Source organism: Chryseobacterium sp. Chry.R1, from assembly GCF_039645525.1.
Classification (GTDB): domain Bacteria; phylum Bacteroidota; class Bacteroidia; order Flavobacteriales; family Weeksellaceae; genus Chryseobacterium; species Chryseobacterium proteolyticum.
The window spans coordinates 829,950-846,972 of sequence record NZ_CP151793.1 but is presented as its reverse complement, the minus strand read 5'-3'; the positions used below and the strand labels follow the sequence as shown (position 1 = coordinate 846,972).

Below are 17,023 nucleotides of genomic sequence, written 5' to 3'. Positions count from 1 at the left end.
ATGGTTAGTTTTTAGTTGTATTAAATAAAGAAATGAGCAATTGTATAAATGATCAATCCAACCAATCCACCGACTAATGTACCATTTACACGGATAAACTGTAAGTCTTTACCCACCTCAAGCTCCATTTTCTCACTTAATTCTTTGCCTTTCCAGTTTCCGACAGTGGAGCTGATGAGGTTTCCAAATTGGTGAGTGTTTCTCAGAATATATTTATAGGCAGTAACGCGTACCCAGTGATCTATTTTGTTTTGAAGTTTTTCGTCAGTTTTTAAGTTCTCTGAAAACTCATTTAAATTTTTGGAGATATAATTTTTTAAAGAGGAGTGATCTTCCTGAAGTTCTTTTGTTAAAGTGTTTTTAATGGAAGACCAGATGTCATTCGAATACTGGCTGAGTTTATCGTTTTTAAGGATCTCATTTTTAATGTTCTTAAACTCACCTTCCCATTTAGGGTCTTCTTTCAGATCCGATGAAAATTCATAGATCTTCTTTGAGATTAATGATCTGATTTCATGTTGAGGATCTTCCTCCACTTCTTTAAAGAAATCGGATAATCCATTGGCAATTTTTTCTGCAATTTTATTGTCAACAAATGAAGGGATAAAAGAATAGCTTCCTTTTTTTACACGCTCCTCGATCATCTCATCATTTTCAATGATGTATTCTTTGATTTGTTTTGATAGATTGGTTATAATCCGCTGATGGTCATTTTTATCCAGCAAATAATTAATTCCGTTTCCAATAATCACATTAAGCTTTATCCCATTGGACATTTCGGAGACTTTTTTGGTAATAAAATCACTGACCACTGAATCGTCAAGCTTATTGAGGATATCCAGAACAATATCGGATAGATTTTTAATTAAAATTTCCTGGTTTTTTTCTTTGGTAAGCCATTCGCCTACGAAATTGGATATTTTAAGTTTCTGAATGTAAGGGCGTATGTTCTGTGGTGAAAGGAAATTGGTCACTACAAAACTTCCGAGATTATCTCCGAGTCTTTCTTTGCTGTTTTCAATCAGGTTGGTATGTGGAATAGGAAGCCCCAGTGGATGTCGGAATAAGGCGGTTACGGCAAACCAATCGGCCAGGGCTCCCACCATTGCAGCCTCGGAGAATGCGCGGACGTATCCTATCCAATGTGAAGGATTTGTCTTTTGAAGGACTGTTGTAATGACAAAAATAATTGCCATCAGTACAAATAATCCTGTCGCAAATGCTTTGTATTTTCTTAGTTGTTTTCTTTTGGCTTCATCATTCATATGATCAAATTTAGTAAATTTGGTTATGAAATTTTTAATTTCATTAATACTAATTGTTTTTCTGCAATCATATTCGCAGAATCATAACCCATCAAAATTACATCTATGGAAAACGAAGCAAAAAACAATCCATACTATTCAAGAACAGATACCACAAAACTGGAAGTTCCCAATGAAGAATGGAAGAAAATCCTGGCTCCCGATTTGTACGCCGTATCAAGAGAAGCTGCTACTGAAAGAGCTTTCACGGGAAAATATAATGAGTTCGATGAAACAGGTGAATATTATTGTGCCGTTTGCGGAAACCATTTATTTCGCTCTACCTCAAAGTTTGCAAGCAGTTGCGGATGGCCCAGCTTTTTTGAAGCGGATAAAGAAGGAGTTTATTATAAAAGAGATACAACTTATGGAATGGAAAGAGTAGAGGTGCTTTGTAAACGTTGTGATTCGCATTTGGGGCATGTTTTTGATGATGGTCCCAAACCAACAGGACTACGTTATTGTATGAATTCTGTAAGTCTGGAATTTGTCCCGGATTCTCAAAACTAGATTTTCGGTGAATAGTTCTATCTGATCTTTACTATTTTCAATGAATTTACAATAAGTAAGAATTTTCTTAATATAAAGATGCCTATTGCAGAATATTAAATTATTGAAGATTTATATGCAGGAATTCCTTGCGAAGTATTTTTTCATGTTATAGCAAAACCCGTAAAATCGCAGTATCGCATAAAATCAATGCGACAGGAATTGACCGGAAATGCATTGAAATAACGGCTTTAATTCACAGAATCAGGAAGTTAAAGTTTCTTAAATAGCGTTAAACTTCAGCTTGTTTTTCCTGTCGCATAATTATGTTTTTATAATTTTGCCCCACTAATTTATATTTTACATAGTTATTGAATGAAAGGATTATATAGCCTCTTGGGCTTTGCGTACATGGTTACAACTTCATTTTATATTTCTCCGGAGAAAACGAATTTAAGAAGTGAAACCATTGGCACAGAAAAAATTGAAAGAGTAGCTGACACGAAATCTGAGAAGACAACCAATGCGGTATCTTCGTCAGAAGAATTATATAAATCAATTGCATTCGCACCAGGACATGAACTTAATGAAGAGGTGTTCTTTAAAGCCTTAACAGGATTTGAAAATTTAAAAAAAGCAGGATTACTGAGTCAGGATTCACATTTACTGACAGTCTGCGATTTTTCGATGTCCTCCAATACCAACAGGCTATGGGTAATTGATACACAGGAAAAGAAAGTATTGTTTAATTCTTTGGTTGCCCATGGTAAAAATACAGGAGAGGAGTTTGCAACCAATTTTTCAAATAATGAAAGCTCGCTTCAAAGCAGTATGGGATTCTATATTACTGATGCTACCTATAACGGAGATAACGGATATTCTCTAAGGTTGCTTGGTATGGATAAAGGGTTTAATGATGCGGCTTACAGAAGAGCGATTGTAATGCACGGAGCAAATTATGTAAGTGAAGAATTTGCAGCAATGCATAAAAGAATCGGGAGAAGCTGGGGATGTCCTGCCATTCCGAAAGACCTTACGGCTCCAATTATTAATACCATAAAAGGAAGAAATTGTCTGTTTATTTATTATCCGGATCAAAATTATCTTTCTTCTTCAGAATGGTTAAAGTCCTAATAAGAATTGTTATCAATAAGTATAAAGACGATTTGAACATAAACTAAAAGGTCGTATGAAATCTACAGGTGAGTATATTCCTGCTTTCAGGTTATCGAGTAATCCGGATCAGACAAGCAGGTTTGAGAAAGGTAAAATACCCACTTTGAAGCCCATGAATACCAGGACTTTTTGGATTAGTACGATAACAGAAGAATGGGAAAAACATACGCATCCGGCTCCACGGAGACAGTATGTGATCACATTAAAAGGAAATATTTTATTTAAAGTTAGCGATGGTTCTACATTTCTAATTGAACCGGGAATAATTCTTATAGCAGAGGATACTGATGGAGTTGGACATAGTTGGGAAATAGTGGAAGGAGAAAAATGGGAAAGACTTTATATTCCAATTGAAGAGGGGGGAGATGATTTTTTTATTCCTGAATCAGAATAAAATAGAAAGCAGTCAATTTTGACTGCTTTTTTATTTTTATTAAACTAATTCCTTAGCTAAATTTCTTGAAAATCAAGGTCGCATTGTGTCCACCGAATCCGAAAGCATTGCTTAAAGCATACGTAATATCTTTTTCTTTAGCCTCATTAAATACGATATTGACATCTTTAGGGATGGCAGGATCTATCTCGTGAAGATTAATGGTTGGAGGAATGATTCCGTTCTCAATTGCTTTAATTGAAAGTATGGCTTCCGCAGCACCCGCTGCCCCTAATAAGTGTCCTGTCATTGATTTTGTACCACTTATATCAAGTTTTTTACTTCCTTTGAAAAGTCTGTTAATCGCTTTTAATTCAATAAGATCTCCTAAAGGCGTTGAGGTCGCGTGGGGATTGATATAATCGATATCTTCTGCATTAATTCCGGCTTCGTTAAGAGATAGCTGCATAGCTTTTATAGCACCTGCTCCTTCAGGATGGGGAGCGGTCATGTGATAAGCATCTGCTGTCATGGCAGCACCTACCAGTTCAGCATAGATTTTTGCTCCTCTGCTTTTGGCATGCTCATATTCTTCAAGGACCAATGATCCTGCTCCTTCACCGATTACAAAACCATCTCTGTCTACATCATAAGGACGGCTTGCTGTAGCAAAATCGTCGTTTCGCGTAGACATTGCTTTCATGCCGGAGAATCCGCCCACGGAAGCTGGAGTAATACCAGCCTCTGAACCTCCGCTGATGATTACTTTTGCTTTACCCAAACGGATATAATTAAAAGCATCCATTAAAGCTGTATTTCCGGTGGCACACGCAGAAACTGTCGTATAGTTGATTCCCTGCAGTCCGTATTTCATAGAAATCATTCCTGAAGCCATGTTGGCAATGAATTTTGGAACGAAGAACGGATTGAAACGCGGTATGCCCTCACCACCATAATATTCTGCGACTTCATTTTCGAAGGTTAGCATACCTCCCTGTCCTGTTCCCCAGATAACACCTGTATCAAAAGGATCCATCGTCTCAAAATCCAATCCTGAATCTTCAATTGCTTCAGCAGAGGCATACATTGCATACTGAGTGAAGAGGTCACTTCTTTTTATTTCATTATGGTTCAAATATTTTTTAGGGTCGAAATCTTTTACCTCACAAGCAAAATGAACTTTAAATTTTTCAGCATTAAAATGCTTGATTAAAGCCGTTCCGCTTACTCCATTAATACTGTTTTGCCAGAAATCTGCGACATTGTTTCCCAAGGGTGTAACTGCACCCAGTCCTGTAATGACAACTCTTTTCATACTTAGTTACTGATTTTAAATAAATTGGAGGTTCCTCTAGCAATGAGTCTTGTTTTATCTGCGTTCCATATCTCGCATTGGGCATTTACAAATTGCTTCCCCCTTTTAATGATTTTAGTTTCGGCTACAATATTATCATTTTCTTTCGCAGTTGAAAAATAATCGATGACATTATTTATGGTTGTAATGAAAGAATTTTCATTTAAGGAAAACATCGTAGCACCGATGATGTCATCCACAATAGCCGCGGTTACTCCGCCATGAAGATTACCGATTGGATTCAGCCATTCCGGGCGAATGGTATATTGAAACTCCAGATTTCCTTCCTCTACAGAAATTACAATAGGATTCAGCCATTTCATAAATGGGGAAGGGGACTGATCAAATTCTTTTCCAATAAATTGTCTTAATTGTTCTAATCGATCCATATAATACTTTTACTTTTCTATAATCATGGTGACACCTTGCCCTCTTGCTGCACAAATAGAAATAAAACCTTTCCCGCTTCCTTTTTGGTTTAAAAGCTTAGCCAGTGTAGCGATAATCCTGCCTCCGGTTGCTGCAAACGGGTGAGCAGCTGCAAGGCTTCCGCCTTTTACATTCAGCTTATTTCTGTCTATTTTTCCCAAAGCTTTTTCTAATCCGAATTTTTTGGCGAGGTCATCATTCTCCCAGATCTTAATTGTTGCCAATACTTGTGCTGCAAAAGCTTCGTGGATTTCGTAATAATCAAAATCTTCAAGGTTCATTCCTGCTTTTTTCAACATTCTGTCTGCGGCAAAAACCGGTGCAAGAAGTAAATTTTGTCTGTTTTCCACATATTCTATTCCTGCTATTTCGGAAAAGGTAATATAGGCCAGGATGGGAAGATTGTTGGCCTTAGCCCATTCCTCACTGGCCAATAAGACAGCAGAGGCCCCATCTGTAAATGGAGTAGAATTTCCTGCAGTGAGTGTTCCGTTTTGTTTATCAAATGCGGGTTTTAACTGAGCCAGTTTTTCAAGGCTGGTATCAAGGCGTAAATTATTATCCTTCTCTAAACCAAATGCGGGTGTGATCATATCACTGAAGAATCCTTCCTCGTAAGCCTTAGCCATATTTTGGTGACTTTTGAAAGCCAGCTGATCCTGGTCTTCACGTGATATCTGATAATATTTTGCTGTAATTTCAGTATGTTCACCCATTACCAATCCTGTTTTAGGTTCCTGTCCCTTGTATGGAATAGGCATCCAGTCTTTCAATGACGGACTTAAGAGATGTTTCAGCTTTCCAAAAGCTGATTTTTCTTTATTTGCTTTTAAAAGAGCCTTTCTCAATTTGGGGGACGATTCGAAGGGGATATTGCTCATAGCTTCTACTCCGCAGGCGATACCGCTTTCTATTTGTCCAAGGGCGATTTTATTCCCAATATATATAGCTGCTTCGATTCCTGTATCACATGCTTGCTGAAGATCACATGCCGGAGTTGCCGGATCCAGAGATGTATTCATTACTGTTTCTCTGATGAGGTTACTTTCCGATATGTGCTTAATAACTGCTCCGCCTGCAACTTCACCAAGTAGTTTTCCTGTGAGCTGATAACGGTTAATCAGTCCGTTTAAAGCAGAAAGCAGCAAATCCTGATTCCCTTTATCTGCATAAGCAGTGTTCATTCTGGCAAAAGGAATTCTGTTGTATCCTACGATGGCCACTTTTTTTGTTTCCATATAATAAAAATTTATGATGGAATAATATTGAGTTCCTGGTCTATGATTAAAAGGATCCTGTCTAAAGCAAGGTTCAGATAGGTCTCATGACCTGTTGTTTTGGAAAGAAGTATACCGCCTTCAATAAGCATAATGAATAATGAGGCCATTTCATCTGCATTTACTTTTTCATTGAATTCTCCGCTTTGCTGGCCTTCCTGAATAGCTGCTGAAATTTTTTTGATCCATGCCTGAAAAGATAGAGTAACCTGATTTTTCAGGATAGGAAAAGTGTCATCAGACTCTGTAGCGGCATTCATCAACGGGCATCCTCCATTAAGGAAAACATCCTTCCAGCTTTTACGGTAAAAATTGACAATAGCTTTTAATTTATCCACAGCCAGAGGAAAGTCTTCTCCTAGTGATCTGGACATGCTTCTACTCAGAAAAGTTGAGTTATACTTGTAAGCTTCAAGAGCTACTTCATCTTTGTTTTCAAAATTTCCGTAAATACTGCCCTTTGTTAGTCCTGTTGCTTCCGTAATGTCCGAAAGCGTCGTTGAGAGATAGCCTTTCTTATTAAATAAGGGAGCCGTAGTCTCAATAATGAACTGTTTGGTCTTTTCTGCTTTTGACATAATCATGAAATTATATGCAAATATACGAAAATATACCAAATGGTATATTTAGAATAAAAGCTAAGTCTGAACTTGAATATTAGCCCAGACTTAGATATTTTATTTAAAGAGAGCTTCTTTTATTGTAGAAGCTGCCTGGGCAAGAGATTCCTGAATTGCCGGAATATGAGCTATAGGATTTAATAATCCATAATCATGGATAAAACCTTTATACACTGCAAGTGTAGTAGGAACACCGGCTTCATCAAGCTTTCTTCCATACGCTACCCCTTCGTCATGAAGAATATCATTCTCAGCTATCTGGATCAATGCAGGAGGTAATCCTTTTAACTCTTCAAGAGATGCCTTATTTGGAGAAGCATATTTTTCTTTTCTTTTTTCAAGATCTGTAGTATAATTGTCCCACATCCATTTCATTAACGGAGTTGTTAAGAATCTTTCCTGCGCATACTTTTCATAAGATTCTCTTGTAAAATCTGAGTCAGTAACCGGCCACAATAAAACCTGGTATTGAAGTTCCGGACCATTTTTATCCTTTGCCATCAGAGCAACTACAGCAGCCATATTTCCACCTACGCTGTTTCCTGCAACAGCCAGCTTAGAGCCATCCACTCCGATTTCTTTGCCATTTTCGGAAACCCATTTTGTAGCTGCATAGGCCTGATTAATAGCAGTTGGATACTGAGCTTCCGGAGATGGAGTGTAATCAGGGAATACAGCGACGGCTCCACTTTTTACAACCAAATCTCGTACTAATCTTTTATGAGTAGGGAAATCTCCTAATACCCATCCCCCTCCATGGAAAAACATAAATACAGGGAGGTTATCGCTTGCTCCTTTGGGTTTTACAATATGAATATTTAATGAAATTCCGTCCTGGGTAATCCTTTTTTCAAATTCTTCAATATCTGAATAATCAAAGTTTACAGAGGCTTGTGCTCCTACAAGAACCTGTCTTGCATCTTCAGGAGACATTTCTTCAATTGGTTTTCCGCCTCCACTGTTAAGATCCTTAAGAAAAACGCGGATATCTTTTAAAATATGGGGATCATTTTCTGCGGGTTGAACATTGTGTGACATAATTTTGGGTTTTTAAGGTTGGTAATTGGTTATAATAGTAGGTTGATTATGCTAAAGTTGCGTTGAGTGTAATTTCAAAATTGAAAGCGGCACTTACCGGGCATCCTTCTTCAGCAATTTTAGCATATTTTTGAAAGTCTTCTTCTGAAAGTCCTGGAACTTTTGCGGTTAAAGTCAATTCAGATTTAGTAATTTTTCCAATACTTGGATCAAGAGTAATAATAGAGGTTGTTTTAAGTTCCTCAGGGGTAAATCCGGCCTGTGATAATTCAGCGCTTAATTTCATGGTAAAGCATCCTGCATGGGCAGCCGCCAATAATTCCTCAGGATTTGTTCCTACACCATCGGCAAATCTGCTGTTGAAAGAATACTGAGTTTCATTTAATGTGGTGCTTTGAGTTGTTAGGTGTCCGTTTCCTTCTTTGATGTTGCCATTCCAAACGGCTGTTGCGTTACGTTTCATAATGTTTTGTTTTTTTAGTTAATATTTAATTTGTTTTTTGATATGACAAAGGTATGTCACATCAAGGTTGGTTTCAATAGATAAAAAGGCTTAAGTATTGTACTTTTTTCCCGAAGAGTAATTTTTCTTAAAATGAGCCGGTGTGCTGCCTACCTTATTGGTGAATAATCTGTTAAAGTACGCGGGGTCCTCATAGCCAAGATCATAAGCTATTTCTTTTACCGGTTTATCCGTATAGAACAATAGTCTTTTTGCCTCCAGCAAAATTCTGTTGATAATGAGTTGATTGGGAGATTCCAGGTTTAGGTTTTTAAACTTGTGGGTCAATGTTTTCGGCGCAATATGCAATAACTCGGCATAGTCGGCCACATTGTGTTTTTGTCTGAAATGAATTTCAAGGTTTCTGCTGAAATCCCTGAATACATCGAGATCATTATTCGGGATGCTTACCCTTTCCGTTTCCAGGTTTTGTTTTTTCCACTTTCTGGTAGAATGAATGATGATCTGTTTCAAATAGGTCCTTATCATTTCTTCGTTAGAGGATTGCTTCCATTCAAGTTCATCCTTTATATTTTTTAGCAAATTTCTGATAATTACAGCCTCCTCTGGATTCAGCTCTACCTTTGGAATTTCAAATATATTATGGAAAAGGATCCCGTCACAGGCCACTTCCTTATCATGAATCTGAATACAGTAGAAATCTCTGTTGTAATGTAATAATATGGATTCATCAGCATTTCCCTTCTTTATATCCAAATATTGATTGGTTAAAAAAAACAGGGTAGGAACTGTAGTTTTGTAATGGTTAAAATCCACACTCAATTCATATCCCGGAGGAATAAAGAAGATTTTGATCTCGGAAGTCAATTTACTTTCCTTTAAAATGCCAAGATTTTCTTCAGAAAAAACATCGAATCCAAATTTTTTATAAGAGTCTTCAAAAATAAAACTTTGTCGCAGCATTGGTATACTTTAAGAATAAAGATACAAAAAAGCTGGGTGCAGATGTATTAAATCCCTGAAACAGATCTTTGATTACAATAAAAATCACTTTTGCCTCTCTTTGTCAGTAAAAAAACTGTGATATGATCGGGATTTGTAACCTGTTGTTTTATAGAGGTTTTTATGGTTGTAAAATAGTATTGCTTAATGATAAAATAGTATTATCCCGGTCACTCTTCAAAATTTAGATTTGTTAATATGAATTAAATCTTAAATAAAATTTAATTATCTGTTATTTATAATGAATGATATTTAAGAAAAAGAGATCTGACATGTTTATATAGAAAAAACCGCAAAAAATATTAAGATGAGAAAACAAAAGGGGCTTGCTTACGTACATATGATTTTAATTTTTATGTGCTTCGGTTTCATATCCTGCCAGGATGATAATGAAGGAACAATTCCAAAGGAAAAAACTCCGATTGAAATTATCAACAGTAAAAAATTTAAGGTAACAGGATATTTTAATGGATTGACGAGAGGAGGAGTGATACCTGATTACTACAACTTGAGGGATATTCCGGATGGTGTGGATATTGTCAACCTTTTTCATCGTTTTTTGGGCTTAAGTAATTTAAAGAGAGGAGATAGGATTCCCGGAGCTACAGGAGAGGATGCAAAAACATTAACAGAGATCATCAGTGACGTACAATTCCTTAAGAAAAGAGGAACTGTTGTTATTCAGACCCAGTTCGCAAATGAAATCTTCGAAAATTATAAGGATGAACGGAAAACCGTAAAATTTAAAAACACGCTTGAAGATTATGATGCTTACGCAAAAAAGGTCTCAGATTCTTTGACGAAATGGGGGATTGATGGGGTTGATCTGGATCTGGAGCCAGGCTATACGGATGCCGGTTTTAATGCCGGAGATTGGGAACTTTATATTAAGGCCTTTGCTAAATATTTTGGACCGGGATCAAACTCAGGAAAGCTACTCATCATTGATACGAATGTAGGATTATCAGAATTAGGGGTGTCTAGTGCAACCCTTTCAAAGATCGATCTTATTTATATCCAGGATTATTGGGGAAGTGAAGCATCCAGTGATAATAAAATCGATGGTTACATACAATCCGGTTTTCCAAAGAAGAATATCCTGTTGATTTCTGCTGACTTTGAATCTTCTTATTCTTATAGTAATGATAGCCAGGGACCTTTGAGGCTAAAAAAGTATTACACTTCTACGAAATACCAAGCTAAGGCGGGAGGATATGGTGCTTATGGATTCAATTTTGATAAAAAACAGGACTATAAAATTTATAGTGAAATGATTACCAGCATCAATCAGCTAAACCAGTAAACGTGGAAAGATGAGGTAATAATTAGTTTACCTAGTGATATGGCCGCTTCTAATTATTGGATCCGGCTTTATTTTTCTTATTAGAGATGGATCAAAACAAGTTAAGAAGTGTCAGTCATTATCTTTTACTAAAATAAGTGTACTTTAGTCAATCAAATTATAAAAACAACCGGATGTAAGGTTCATTATCTTACATTTCTATTATAAATGCCCATAATTCAGTAATTTAACTATTGTAAACACATGAGCGGATTAGAAAATATTTTGAGAGAAATAACTCCGTTATCTCCCGAGGACAGTTTTCTTGTATTTGACCGGATAAAAACCTCATTTGATTTCCCGTATCATTACCACCCGGAAATTGAAATCAACTTTATCTACAAAGGGAAGGGATACCGTCGGATGGTAGGGGACCATACCGGAGAGATCGGAGATATTGAATTGGTGCTGGTTGGCCCTAATCTTCCTCACTGTTGGGCAAATTACCGATGTAAGAACAAAAAAACATATGAAATTGTAGTACAATTTAATCAGGATTTTTTCAACCAATCCCTGATGCAGAAGAATATTCTCAAACCGATCAGCAATCTTATCAAAGAGTCTATAAGAGGCATTCTGTTTTCGAAGGAGACGGCTGAAAAGCTGAAAGAGTCTTTTCTTAATCTTTCGAAGATGAATAGTTTTGAATCTTTTATTGAGATCATGAAAATCCTGAATGAACTGGCAACAGCTGAAAACAAAACATTATTATCCTCTTACAGTATTGAGCTGGAAACATTTGTGGATAGTGATAAAATGAAGATCATCCATGATTTTGTGCATAAGAATTTTGAAAATAAACTTACTCTTGAAGGCGCTGCTTCTCTGGTCAATATGAGCAATGTTACGTTCAACAGGTTCATAAAAAAAAGGACAGGCAAAACTTTTGTGAATTACCTTAATGAGATCAGGATCAGTTATGCCGCACGGTGGCTGATGGAAAAGAATCTTACCATTTCTGAAATTGCATTTGAAGCAGGTTTCAATAATATTGCCAATTTTAATAAGGTCTTTAAATCGCTCAAAAAAACAACACCTACAGAATTCAGAGAACAGTTCAAGGGAGTAAAGAAAATAGAATGATATTTTTATTTTCAGAGCATTTTATATTCCCGGGCCCGGATTTTGGGGTTTGGATTTTCTTTTTATGGTCATAAAATGACAGAAATCACGAAAAAAATTATGCATATATCACATTTTGGCTATAAAAAATAGGAAAAAAACATGATTTTATAAATTCTCTAAAATGTTGTAATATATTGTATTTCAGGTCAAAAAAAGGCTAATAAGAAAAGTGTAGAAAAAATAATATCGTTTTATGACAAAATAGTATTATATCTGATTGTGCACAAAAATTAGATTTGTCAATATGAATTAAATTTTAACGAAACTTTAATTGTTTACTATTTATGATACATAAATGTTAAGCAAAATAAAGTGGGCTTGCTTTATAAATAAAAACAAGCTGTAAAGTATTGATTCTAAATTAAACACTATTTAATCTACCTATGAGAAAAACTGCCGTACCGGTTTTATTAGCTTTTTCTGTGTTTGGATATGCACAAGTAAAAAAGCCTGCCGATTCAACTAAAACAGCCGACATCGAAGAGGTTGTTGTGACGTCTTTGGGGATCAAAAAACAAGCCCGTTCTTTAACTTACTCCAGCCAACAGATTGGAGGAGATGAACTGACGGCGGTAAAGACTCCCAACCTTTTAAACTCAATCAATGGGAAAGTTTCCAATGTGCAGATCAATAGAACCAATGGTGTAGGGAGTTCCGTAAGAGTAGTAATGAGGGGAAACAAATCTGTTTCTAATAGTCAGCCATTGTATGTAATTGATGGAATCCCTATTATCAATGATGCAGGGAAAGCTCCTGAAATCAGCCAGTACTCGAGCATGCCGGATGCAGGAGATGTATTAAGCTCCATCAATCCGGATGATATTGAAAGCATCAACTTCCTTAAAGGAGCTTCAGCTTCAGCTCTTTATGGTTCTGCGGGAGGTAATGGAGCAATACTTATTACGACAAAAAAAGGGAAAGTAGGTAGAAGCTCGATCAGTTATAGCTCTAGTTTCAGTGTAGAAAGAGCGTATAGTCTTCCTAAGTTACAGCACAGTTATTTGTCTTATGATCCGTCTGTATCAGGTGATGCTCCGGGGGCTTCTGTGCAGAGTTGGGGAGCAAAAGGGTCTTCAAAGGATTATTTAAAAGATTTTCTACAAAATGGAACAACATGGGTGAATAGCCTTTCTTTTCAATCTGGAAATGAGAAATCAACCAATTATTTTTCGATAGGAAATACAACTAATAAAGGAGTCGTTCCCCTTTCCTATTTTGATCAATACAATGTTTCTTTCAGAAACTCGAGTAAATTTCTCGATGATAAACTAACATTAGATGCTAACTTTATAGGCTCTTTACAGAATAGTATAAACAGACAATCTCCAGGGGTATCTTTCTCTCCTTTAACGAGTTTGTATTGGCTACCAAGAGGAGTAGATTTTGATCAATATGGCCCAGATAACTATTCTTATATTGATAAAAACAGATTACTGCCGGCACAAAACTGGTGGGAGGTAAAACCTGACGGATCCTTTAAAGGAAATCCAGCTACACAGAATCCATATTGGATCTTGAACAGGGATAAGGTTACAGTAAATAACAAAAATACCTACAGTGCCGTTGCTTTATCTTACCAGATCAACCCATGGTTAACAGCAAGAGTTCGAGGGAACTATAGTTGGAGTATTTCAGATAGCCAAAGAGGAATTTCAGCGTATTCAGATCCTGCTTTGTTAGCCAATGGTACTAATGGAAGGCTTCTTAGAAATACATATGAAAATTCTTCTACCTATGGAGATGTTTTGTTGGTGGGTAGTCCTAAGTTGAGTGAGGATTTTTCTTTAGACTTTACAGTCGGAGGAAGTATTAATACTTCGAGAAATAAAGTTACTCAAATCGATAATTCCTATTTGGTAACCCCCAACTTATTTTCATTAAATAACCTTTTGTGGCCAGGAAACAGAGCACCGGGTGATGGATATCATTATATTTATTACAATCTCAAAAAACAAGTGCAATCTGTTTTTGCCAGCGCTTCCGTTGGGTACAAAAATATGTTATATGTTGATATGACATTTAGAAATGACTGGGATTCTACTCTGGCCTTAACGGGCAGAAAAGGATTTGATTACGAGTCCATAGGAGCCAATGCCATATTATCCTCAGTCTTTAAACTTCCTGAAGTTATTAATTTCTGGAAAATAAGAGCTTCTTATGCGACAGTTGGGCTTGGGTTACCGCCAAATATATCGAATGCAATGTTAGAATATAACAAAGGTTATTCTTTTGGGGTAGATGCGGGAACAATTGTATATCCTAAGAGTTCTTTTGTTACAGATCCACGTTATAAGGATCTGTTTCCAAAACCTGAATTGAATAAAACATTTGAGGCGGGTACTGAATTAAGATTACTAAGAAACAGACTTAATTTTGATTTCACGTATTACGACTCTAATGCGACGAATCAATTACTAGAAACACTGATTTCTTCCAATTTAGGGGGTATTCCTACCGGTTCATATTATATTAATGCTGGAAAAATACAAAATACAGGTTTTGAATCTTCATTGTCTTATAAGGTTTTCAATACAGGAAAATTTGACTGGACCACAACATTGAATGGGTCCGTGAACAGAAACAAGATCGTTGAATTGTTTCCTTCAAGCCTGAATATTCCGCAAGATCAACTGTTTTCATTAACAGGTGGTGGAAATTATACAAAAATGAAATTAGGTGGATCGTTTGGTGATATTTATGGAATTAAATACCAAAGAGATGCGCAGGGACGTATTTTGGTGGATAAAGATGGTATTCCATTGGCGACTACAGGGAGCCTTGGATACTTAGGGAATCCGAATCCTAAATTTATTTTAGGTTTCAATAATAGTTTTAATATTGGTAAGTTAGGTATTTCCTTCCTTGTTGATGGAAAATTCGGAGGACAGGTACTATCACTTACTGAAAAAGCAAATGATGTATATGGTGTAAGCAAAGCTTCTGCGGATGCTCGTGATGCTGGTGGGGTATCTATCCCAAATTCTGTGTATGCACCGGGAACGCCTAATGCAGGACAGGCTTATAATGGCAAAACTGATGCAAAAGCTTATTATAAAGCTGTGGGAGGAATTGAAAATAATACAGGGATTGACGAAGCCTATATGTATAGTGCTACCACGGTGCGTTTACGTCAGGCATCGATCTCATATACCTTTGACGTGAATTCAAAATATATGAAAAGTGCAACATTAAGTCTGGTAGGGACTAACCTGTTTTTCTTCTATAAAAAAGCGCCGTTTGATCCTGAGCAGGTATCAGGAAATACACCGGGTGGAGTAGGAGTAGATTCATTTGGTTTGCCAATCACCAGATCTATAGGATTATCATTAAAAGCTAACTTCTAATTTTACAATACTAAAATGAAAATCATTAATATAAAAACATGGGTACTAGGTGCAATAGTATTAGCTTCTGCTTCCGGATGTACCAGTGAACTTGATCAATATAATCAGGAAAAGTTAGGAGGCCCTGAAAATTTTTATGCCGATTTTAAACTAGTGGTAGACCCGTTGGTATCTATGCAGAGAGGATTGCAGTCAGATTATCAGCTCTATCCCAATCTAAGTGCAGATATGTTTAGCGGTATGTTCAGTACAGCATCACAGTTTAATGGAGGTAAGAATAATATGACCTATTATATGATGGATGGATGGAACAATAGGATTATTGCCAGACAGCAGGACATTTTTAACTATGCTATCAACATGGATAATGCTGCTAAAAATATATATGCAGGAATAGATTTTACGGGAACACTTGCTGTGAAAAAAATACTAAGAGTTGTTACAGCTGCAAGGGTTTCCGATAACCATGGCCCGGTTGTGTATAGTAAATACGACACACCAAATGCTAATGGAACTACAGATTTTGATTCTCAGCAAAGCGCGTATAATCAATTTATTATTGATCTTACTTCTGCAATAAATGACCTTCAAGCCATACAGAATAGCCCGGCAACAAAAAATGTAGAAGATAAATCAGCATTAAAAAAGGCAGACTTAGTATACCAGGGAAATATGGGTAAATGGGCTAAGCTGGCCAACTCATTGAAGTTGAGGTTAGCAATGCGTATGAGTTATGCAGATCCTGCAAAATCAAAACAATATGCTGAAGAAGCACTTGCGTCACCAGCAGGATTGATCACTGACAATGAAGATAATGCTTTGATCAGTGTGGGTCAATCGGAATTGAGTTTTATCATTTATTCGTGGGGAGACTGTCTTATAGGGGCGCCATTAATGGCTTATATGAACGGATATAACGATCCAAGGCTTCCTGCCTATGCTATTCCGGCAACAGACAGCAATCCACAGATCAATGGTAAATACATAGGAATACGACAAGGTATCGATTTATTGAACGGAAAATCTACGTATGGTGGTTTTTCTCAGCCACAGGCAAAATCAGCAGCCGGAGATTATTTTTCTGCAACAGATGGTAAAATGAAACTGTTTACCGCAGCTGAAACATGGTTCCTTAAAGCGGAGGCTGCATTGAGAGGGTATGCTGGAGCAGGAGCAATCCAGGCAGATTACGAGACAGGTATTCAACAATCATTTGGAGAGTGGGGAAAAAGTGCAAGTGTTGCTACCTATCTCGCCAATACAACAGCTACAGAAGCTCCCTATGTTGATCCGAAAAATGCGGCGAATAATATTGGGGTAGGACATCCTGAGCTGAGTACCATTACCATTGCATGGAACAATGCAGATTCTAATGAAAGGAAATTGGAAAGAATCATTACTCAAAAATGGCTTGCCCTTTATCCGAACGGACCTGAAGCCTGGGCAGAACAAAGAAGAACCGGTTATCCGATCCTTTTCAAAGTAAGACAAAATGATAGTGGAGGGTTAATCAGTACAGATGCGATGATTCGCAGAATTCCTTTCACGGTAGATACCAAGAATTCTTTATTCAACTATCCTCAGGCATTACAATATTTAGGAGGAGCAGACACTGGAGGAACAAAACTTTGGTGGGATAAGAAGCCATAATTGTAACTCAATAATTAAAATAGCACAGAGGCCGTCT

At 36.9% G+C, this 17,023-nt stretch carries 15 protein-coding genes; 7 read left to right on the top strand and 8 right to left on the bottom strand.

Going from position 1 to position 17,023, the window contains the following annotated elements:
- Positions 1-20 precede the first annotated feature (20 nt).
- Positions 21-1,265 (bottom strand): DUF445 domain-containing protein, encoded by a 1,245-nt coding sequence (locus tag AAEU33_RS03925; RefSeq protein WP_273650400.1) that lies wholly within the window; start codon positions 1,263-1,265, stop codon positions 21-23.
- A 105-nt stretch (positions 1,266-1,370) separates the two neighbouring features.
- Between AAEU33_RS03925 and msrB the strand changes: the two genes are divergently transcribed.
- From msrB to AAEU33_RS03910, 3 genes are all read left to right on the top strand, one after another.
- Complete coding sequence (gene msrB / locus AAEU33_RS03920) at positions 1,371-1,814, top strand: peptide-methionine (R)-S-oxide reductase MsrB (RefSeq protein WP_345990992.1); 444 nt, start codon at positions 1,371-1,373, stop codon at positions 1,812-1,814.
- A 354-nt stretch (positions 1,815-2,168) separates the two neighbouring features.
- A complete protein-coding gene (locus tag AAEU33_RS03915; protein ID WP_273650401.1) occupies positions 2,169-2,927 on the top strand; it encodes a murein L,D-transpeptidase catalytic domain family protein in 759 nt (252 codons plus the stop codon).
- 55 nt (positions 2,928-2,982) lie between these two features.
- The gene (locus AAEU33_RS03910) at positions 2,983-3,363 is read left to right on the top strand and encodes a hypothetical protein (protein WP_172282115.1); all 381 of its coding nucleotides are present in this window, start codon (positions 2,983-2,985) and stop codon (positions 3,361-3,363) included.
- 52 nt (positions 3,364-3,415) lie between these two features.
- Here the strand turns inward: AAEU33_RS03910 and fabF are convergent, their stop codons facing one another.
- The 7 genes from fabF to AAEU33_RS03875 all read right to left on the bottom strand — a co-directional run bounded on the left by fabF (position 3,416) and on the right by AAEU33_RS03875 (position 9,486).
- Positions 3,416-4,657, bottom strand: a complete 1,242-nt coding sequence (gene fabF / locus AAEU33_RS03905) for a beta-ketoacyl-ACP synthase II (RefSeq protein ID WP_345990991.1) — start codon at positions 4,655-4,657, stop codon at positions 3,416-3,418.
- A 2-nt stretch (positions 4,658-4,659) separates the two neighbouring features.
- On the bottom strand, positions 4,660-5,085 hold the full coding sequence (locus AAEU33_RS03900; protein WP_345990990.1) for a PaaI family thioesterase: 426 nt from the start codon (positions 5,083-5,085) through the stop codon (positions 4,660-4,662).
- A 9-nt stretch (positions 5,086-5,094) separates the two neighbouring features.
- Positions 5,095-6,363: an acetyl-CoA C-acetyltransferase gene (locus AAEU33_RS03895; protein ID WP_345990989.1), complete on the bottom strand. Its 1,269-nt coding sequence runs from the start codon at positions 6,361-6,363 to the stop codon at positions 5,095-5,097.
- A gap of 11 nt (positions 6,364-6,374) precedes the next feature.
- Positions 6,375-6,980, bottom strand: coding sequence for a TetR/AcrR family transcriptional regulator (locus AAEU33_RS03890; protein ID WP_172282123.1), 606 nt, complete (start codon positions 6,978-6,980; stop codon positions 6,375-6,377).
- Between the two features lie 99 nt (positions 6,981-7,079).
- Positions 7,080-8,060 carry an alpha/beta hydrolase gene (locus AAEU33_RS03885; protein WP_345990988.1) on the bottom strand — a complete coding sequence of 327 codons (981 nt, stop codon included), beginning with the start codon at positions 8,058-8,060 and terminating at the stop codon, positions 7,080-7,082.
- 46 nt (positions 8,061-8,106) lie between these two features.
- Positions 8,107-8,523, bottom strand: coding sequence for an OsmC family protein (locus AAEU33_RS03880; RefSeq protein WP_345990987.1), 417 nt, complete (start codon positions 8,521-8,523; stop codon positions 8,107-8,109).
- A gap of 90 nt (positions 8,524-8,613) precedes the next feature.
- A complete protein-coding gene (locus AAEU33_RS03875) occupies positions 8,614-9,486 on the bottom strand; it encodes an AraC family transcriptional regulator (protein ID WP_345990986.1) in 873 nt (290 codons plus the stop codon).
- Positions 9,487-9,832: 346 nt separating this feature from the next.
- On the opposite strand from AAEU33_RS03875, the gene AAEU33_RS03870 reads away from it, so the two are divergent.
- The 4 genes from AAEU33_RS03870 to AAEU33_RS03855 all read left to right on the top strand — a co-directional run bounded on the left by AAEU33_RS03870 (position 9,833) and on the right by AAEU33_RS03855 (position 16,986).
- Entirely contained in the window at positions 9,833-10,828 is a 996-nt protein-coding gene (locus AAEU33_RS03870; protein WP_345990985.1) for a hypothetical protein, read from the top strand.
- 243 nt (positions 10,829-11,071) lie between these two features.
- On the top strand, positions 11,072-11,950 hold the full coding sequence (locus tag AAEU33_RS03865; protein ID WP_172282133.1) for an AraC family transcriptional regulator: 879 nt from the start codon (positions 11,072-11,074) through the stop codon (positions 11,948-11,950).
- Positions 11,951-12,375: 425 nt separating this feature from the next.
- Positions 12,376-15,336 carry a SusC/RagA family TonB-linked outer membrane protein gene (locus tag AAEU33_RS03860; RefSeq protein ID WP_306613385.1) on the top strand — a complete coding sequence of 987 codons (2,961 nt, stop codon included), beginning with the start codon at positions 12,376-12,378 and terminating at the stop codon, positions 15,334-15,336.
- Between the two features lie 15 nt (positions 15,337-15,351).
- Positions 15,352-16,986, top strand: a complete 1,635-nt coding sequence (locus AAEU33_RS03855; RefSeq protein WP_345990984.1) for a SusD/RagB family nutrient-binding outer membrane lipoprotein — start codon at positions 15,352-15,354, stop codon at positions 16,984-16,986.
- The last annotated feature ends 37 nt before the right edge of the window (positions 16,987-17,023 follow it).

Coding starts and splice junctions, on each gene's coding strand:
- AAEU33_RS03885 (WP_345990988.1), bottom strand. CDS start 8,060: ATGTCACACAATGTTCAACCCGCAGAAAATGATCCCCATATTTTAAAA.
- fabF (WP_345990991.1), bottom strand. CDS start 4,657: ATGAAAAGAGTTGTCATTACAGGACTGGGTGCAGTTACACCCTTGGGA.
- AAEU33_RS03915 (WP_273650401.1), top strand. CDS start 2,169: ATGAAAGGATTATATAGCCTCTTGGGCTTTGCGTACATGGTTACAACT.
- msrB (WP_345990992.1), top strand. CDS start 1,371: ATGGAAAACGAAGCAAAAAACAATCCATACTATTCAAGAACAGATACC.
- AAEU33_RS03925 (WP_273650400.1), bottom strand. CDS start 1,265: ATGAATGATGAAGCCAAAAGAAAACAACTAAGAAAATACAAAGCATTT.
- AAEU33_RS03870 (WP_345990985.1), top strand. CDS start 9,833: ATGAGAAAACAAAAGGGGCTTGCTTACGTACATATGATTTTAATTTTT.
- AAEU33_RS03865 (WP_172282133.1), top strand. CDS start 11,072: ATGAGCGGATTAGAAAATATTTTGAGAGAAATAACTCCGTTATCTCCC.
- AAEU33_RS03855 (WP_345990984.1), top strand. CDS start 15,352: ATGAAAATCATTAATATAAAAACATGGGTACTAGGTGCAATAGTATTA.
- AAEU33_RS03895 (WP_345990989.1), bottom strand. CDS start 6,363: ATGGAAACAAAAAAAGTGGCCATCGTAGGATACAACAGAATTCCTTTT.
- AAEU33_RS03860 (WP_306613385.1), top strand. CDS start 12,376: ATGAGAAAAACTGCCGTACCGGTTTTATTAGCTTTTTCTGTGTTTGGA.
- AAEU33_RS03900 (WP_345990990.1), bottom strand. CDS start 5,085: ATGGATCGATTAGAACAATTAAGACAATTTATTGGAAAAGAATTTGAT.
- AAEU33_RS03890 (WP_172282123.1), bottom strand. CDS start 6,980: ATGTCAAAAGCAGAAAAGACCAAACAGTTCATTATTGAGACTACGGCT.
- AAEU33_RS03910 (WP_172282115.1), top strand. CDS start 2,983: ATGAAATCTACAGGTGAGTATATTCCTGCTTTCAGGTTATCGAGTAAT.
- AAEU33_RS03875 (WP_345990986.1), bottom strand. CDS start 9,486: ATGCTGCGACAAAGTTTTATTTTTGAAGACTCTTATAAAAAATTTGGA.
- AAEU33_RS03880 (WP_345990987.1), bottom strand. CDS start 8,523: ATGAAACGTAACGCAACAGCCGTTTGGAATGGCAACATCAAAGAAGGA.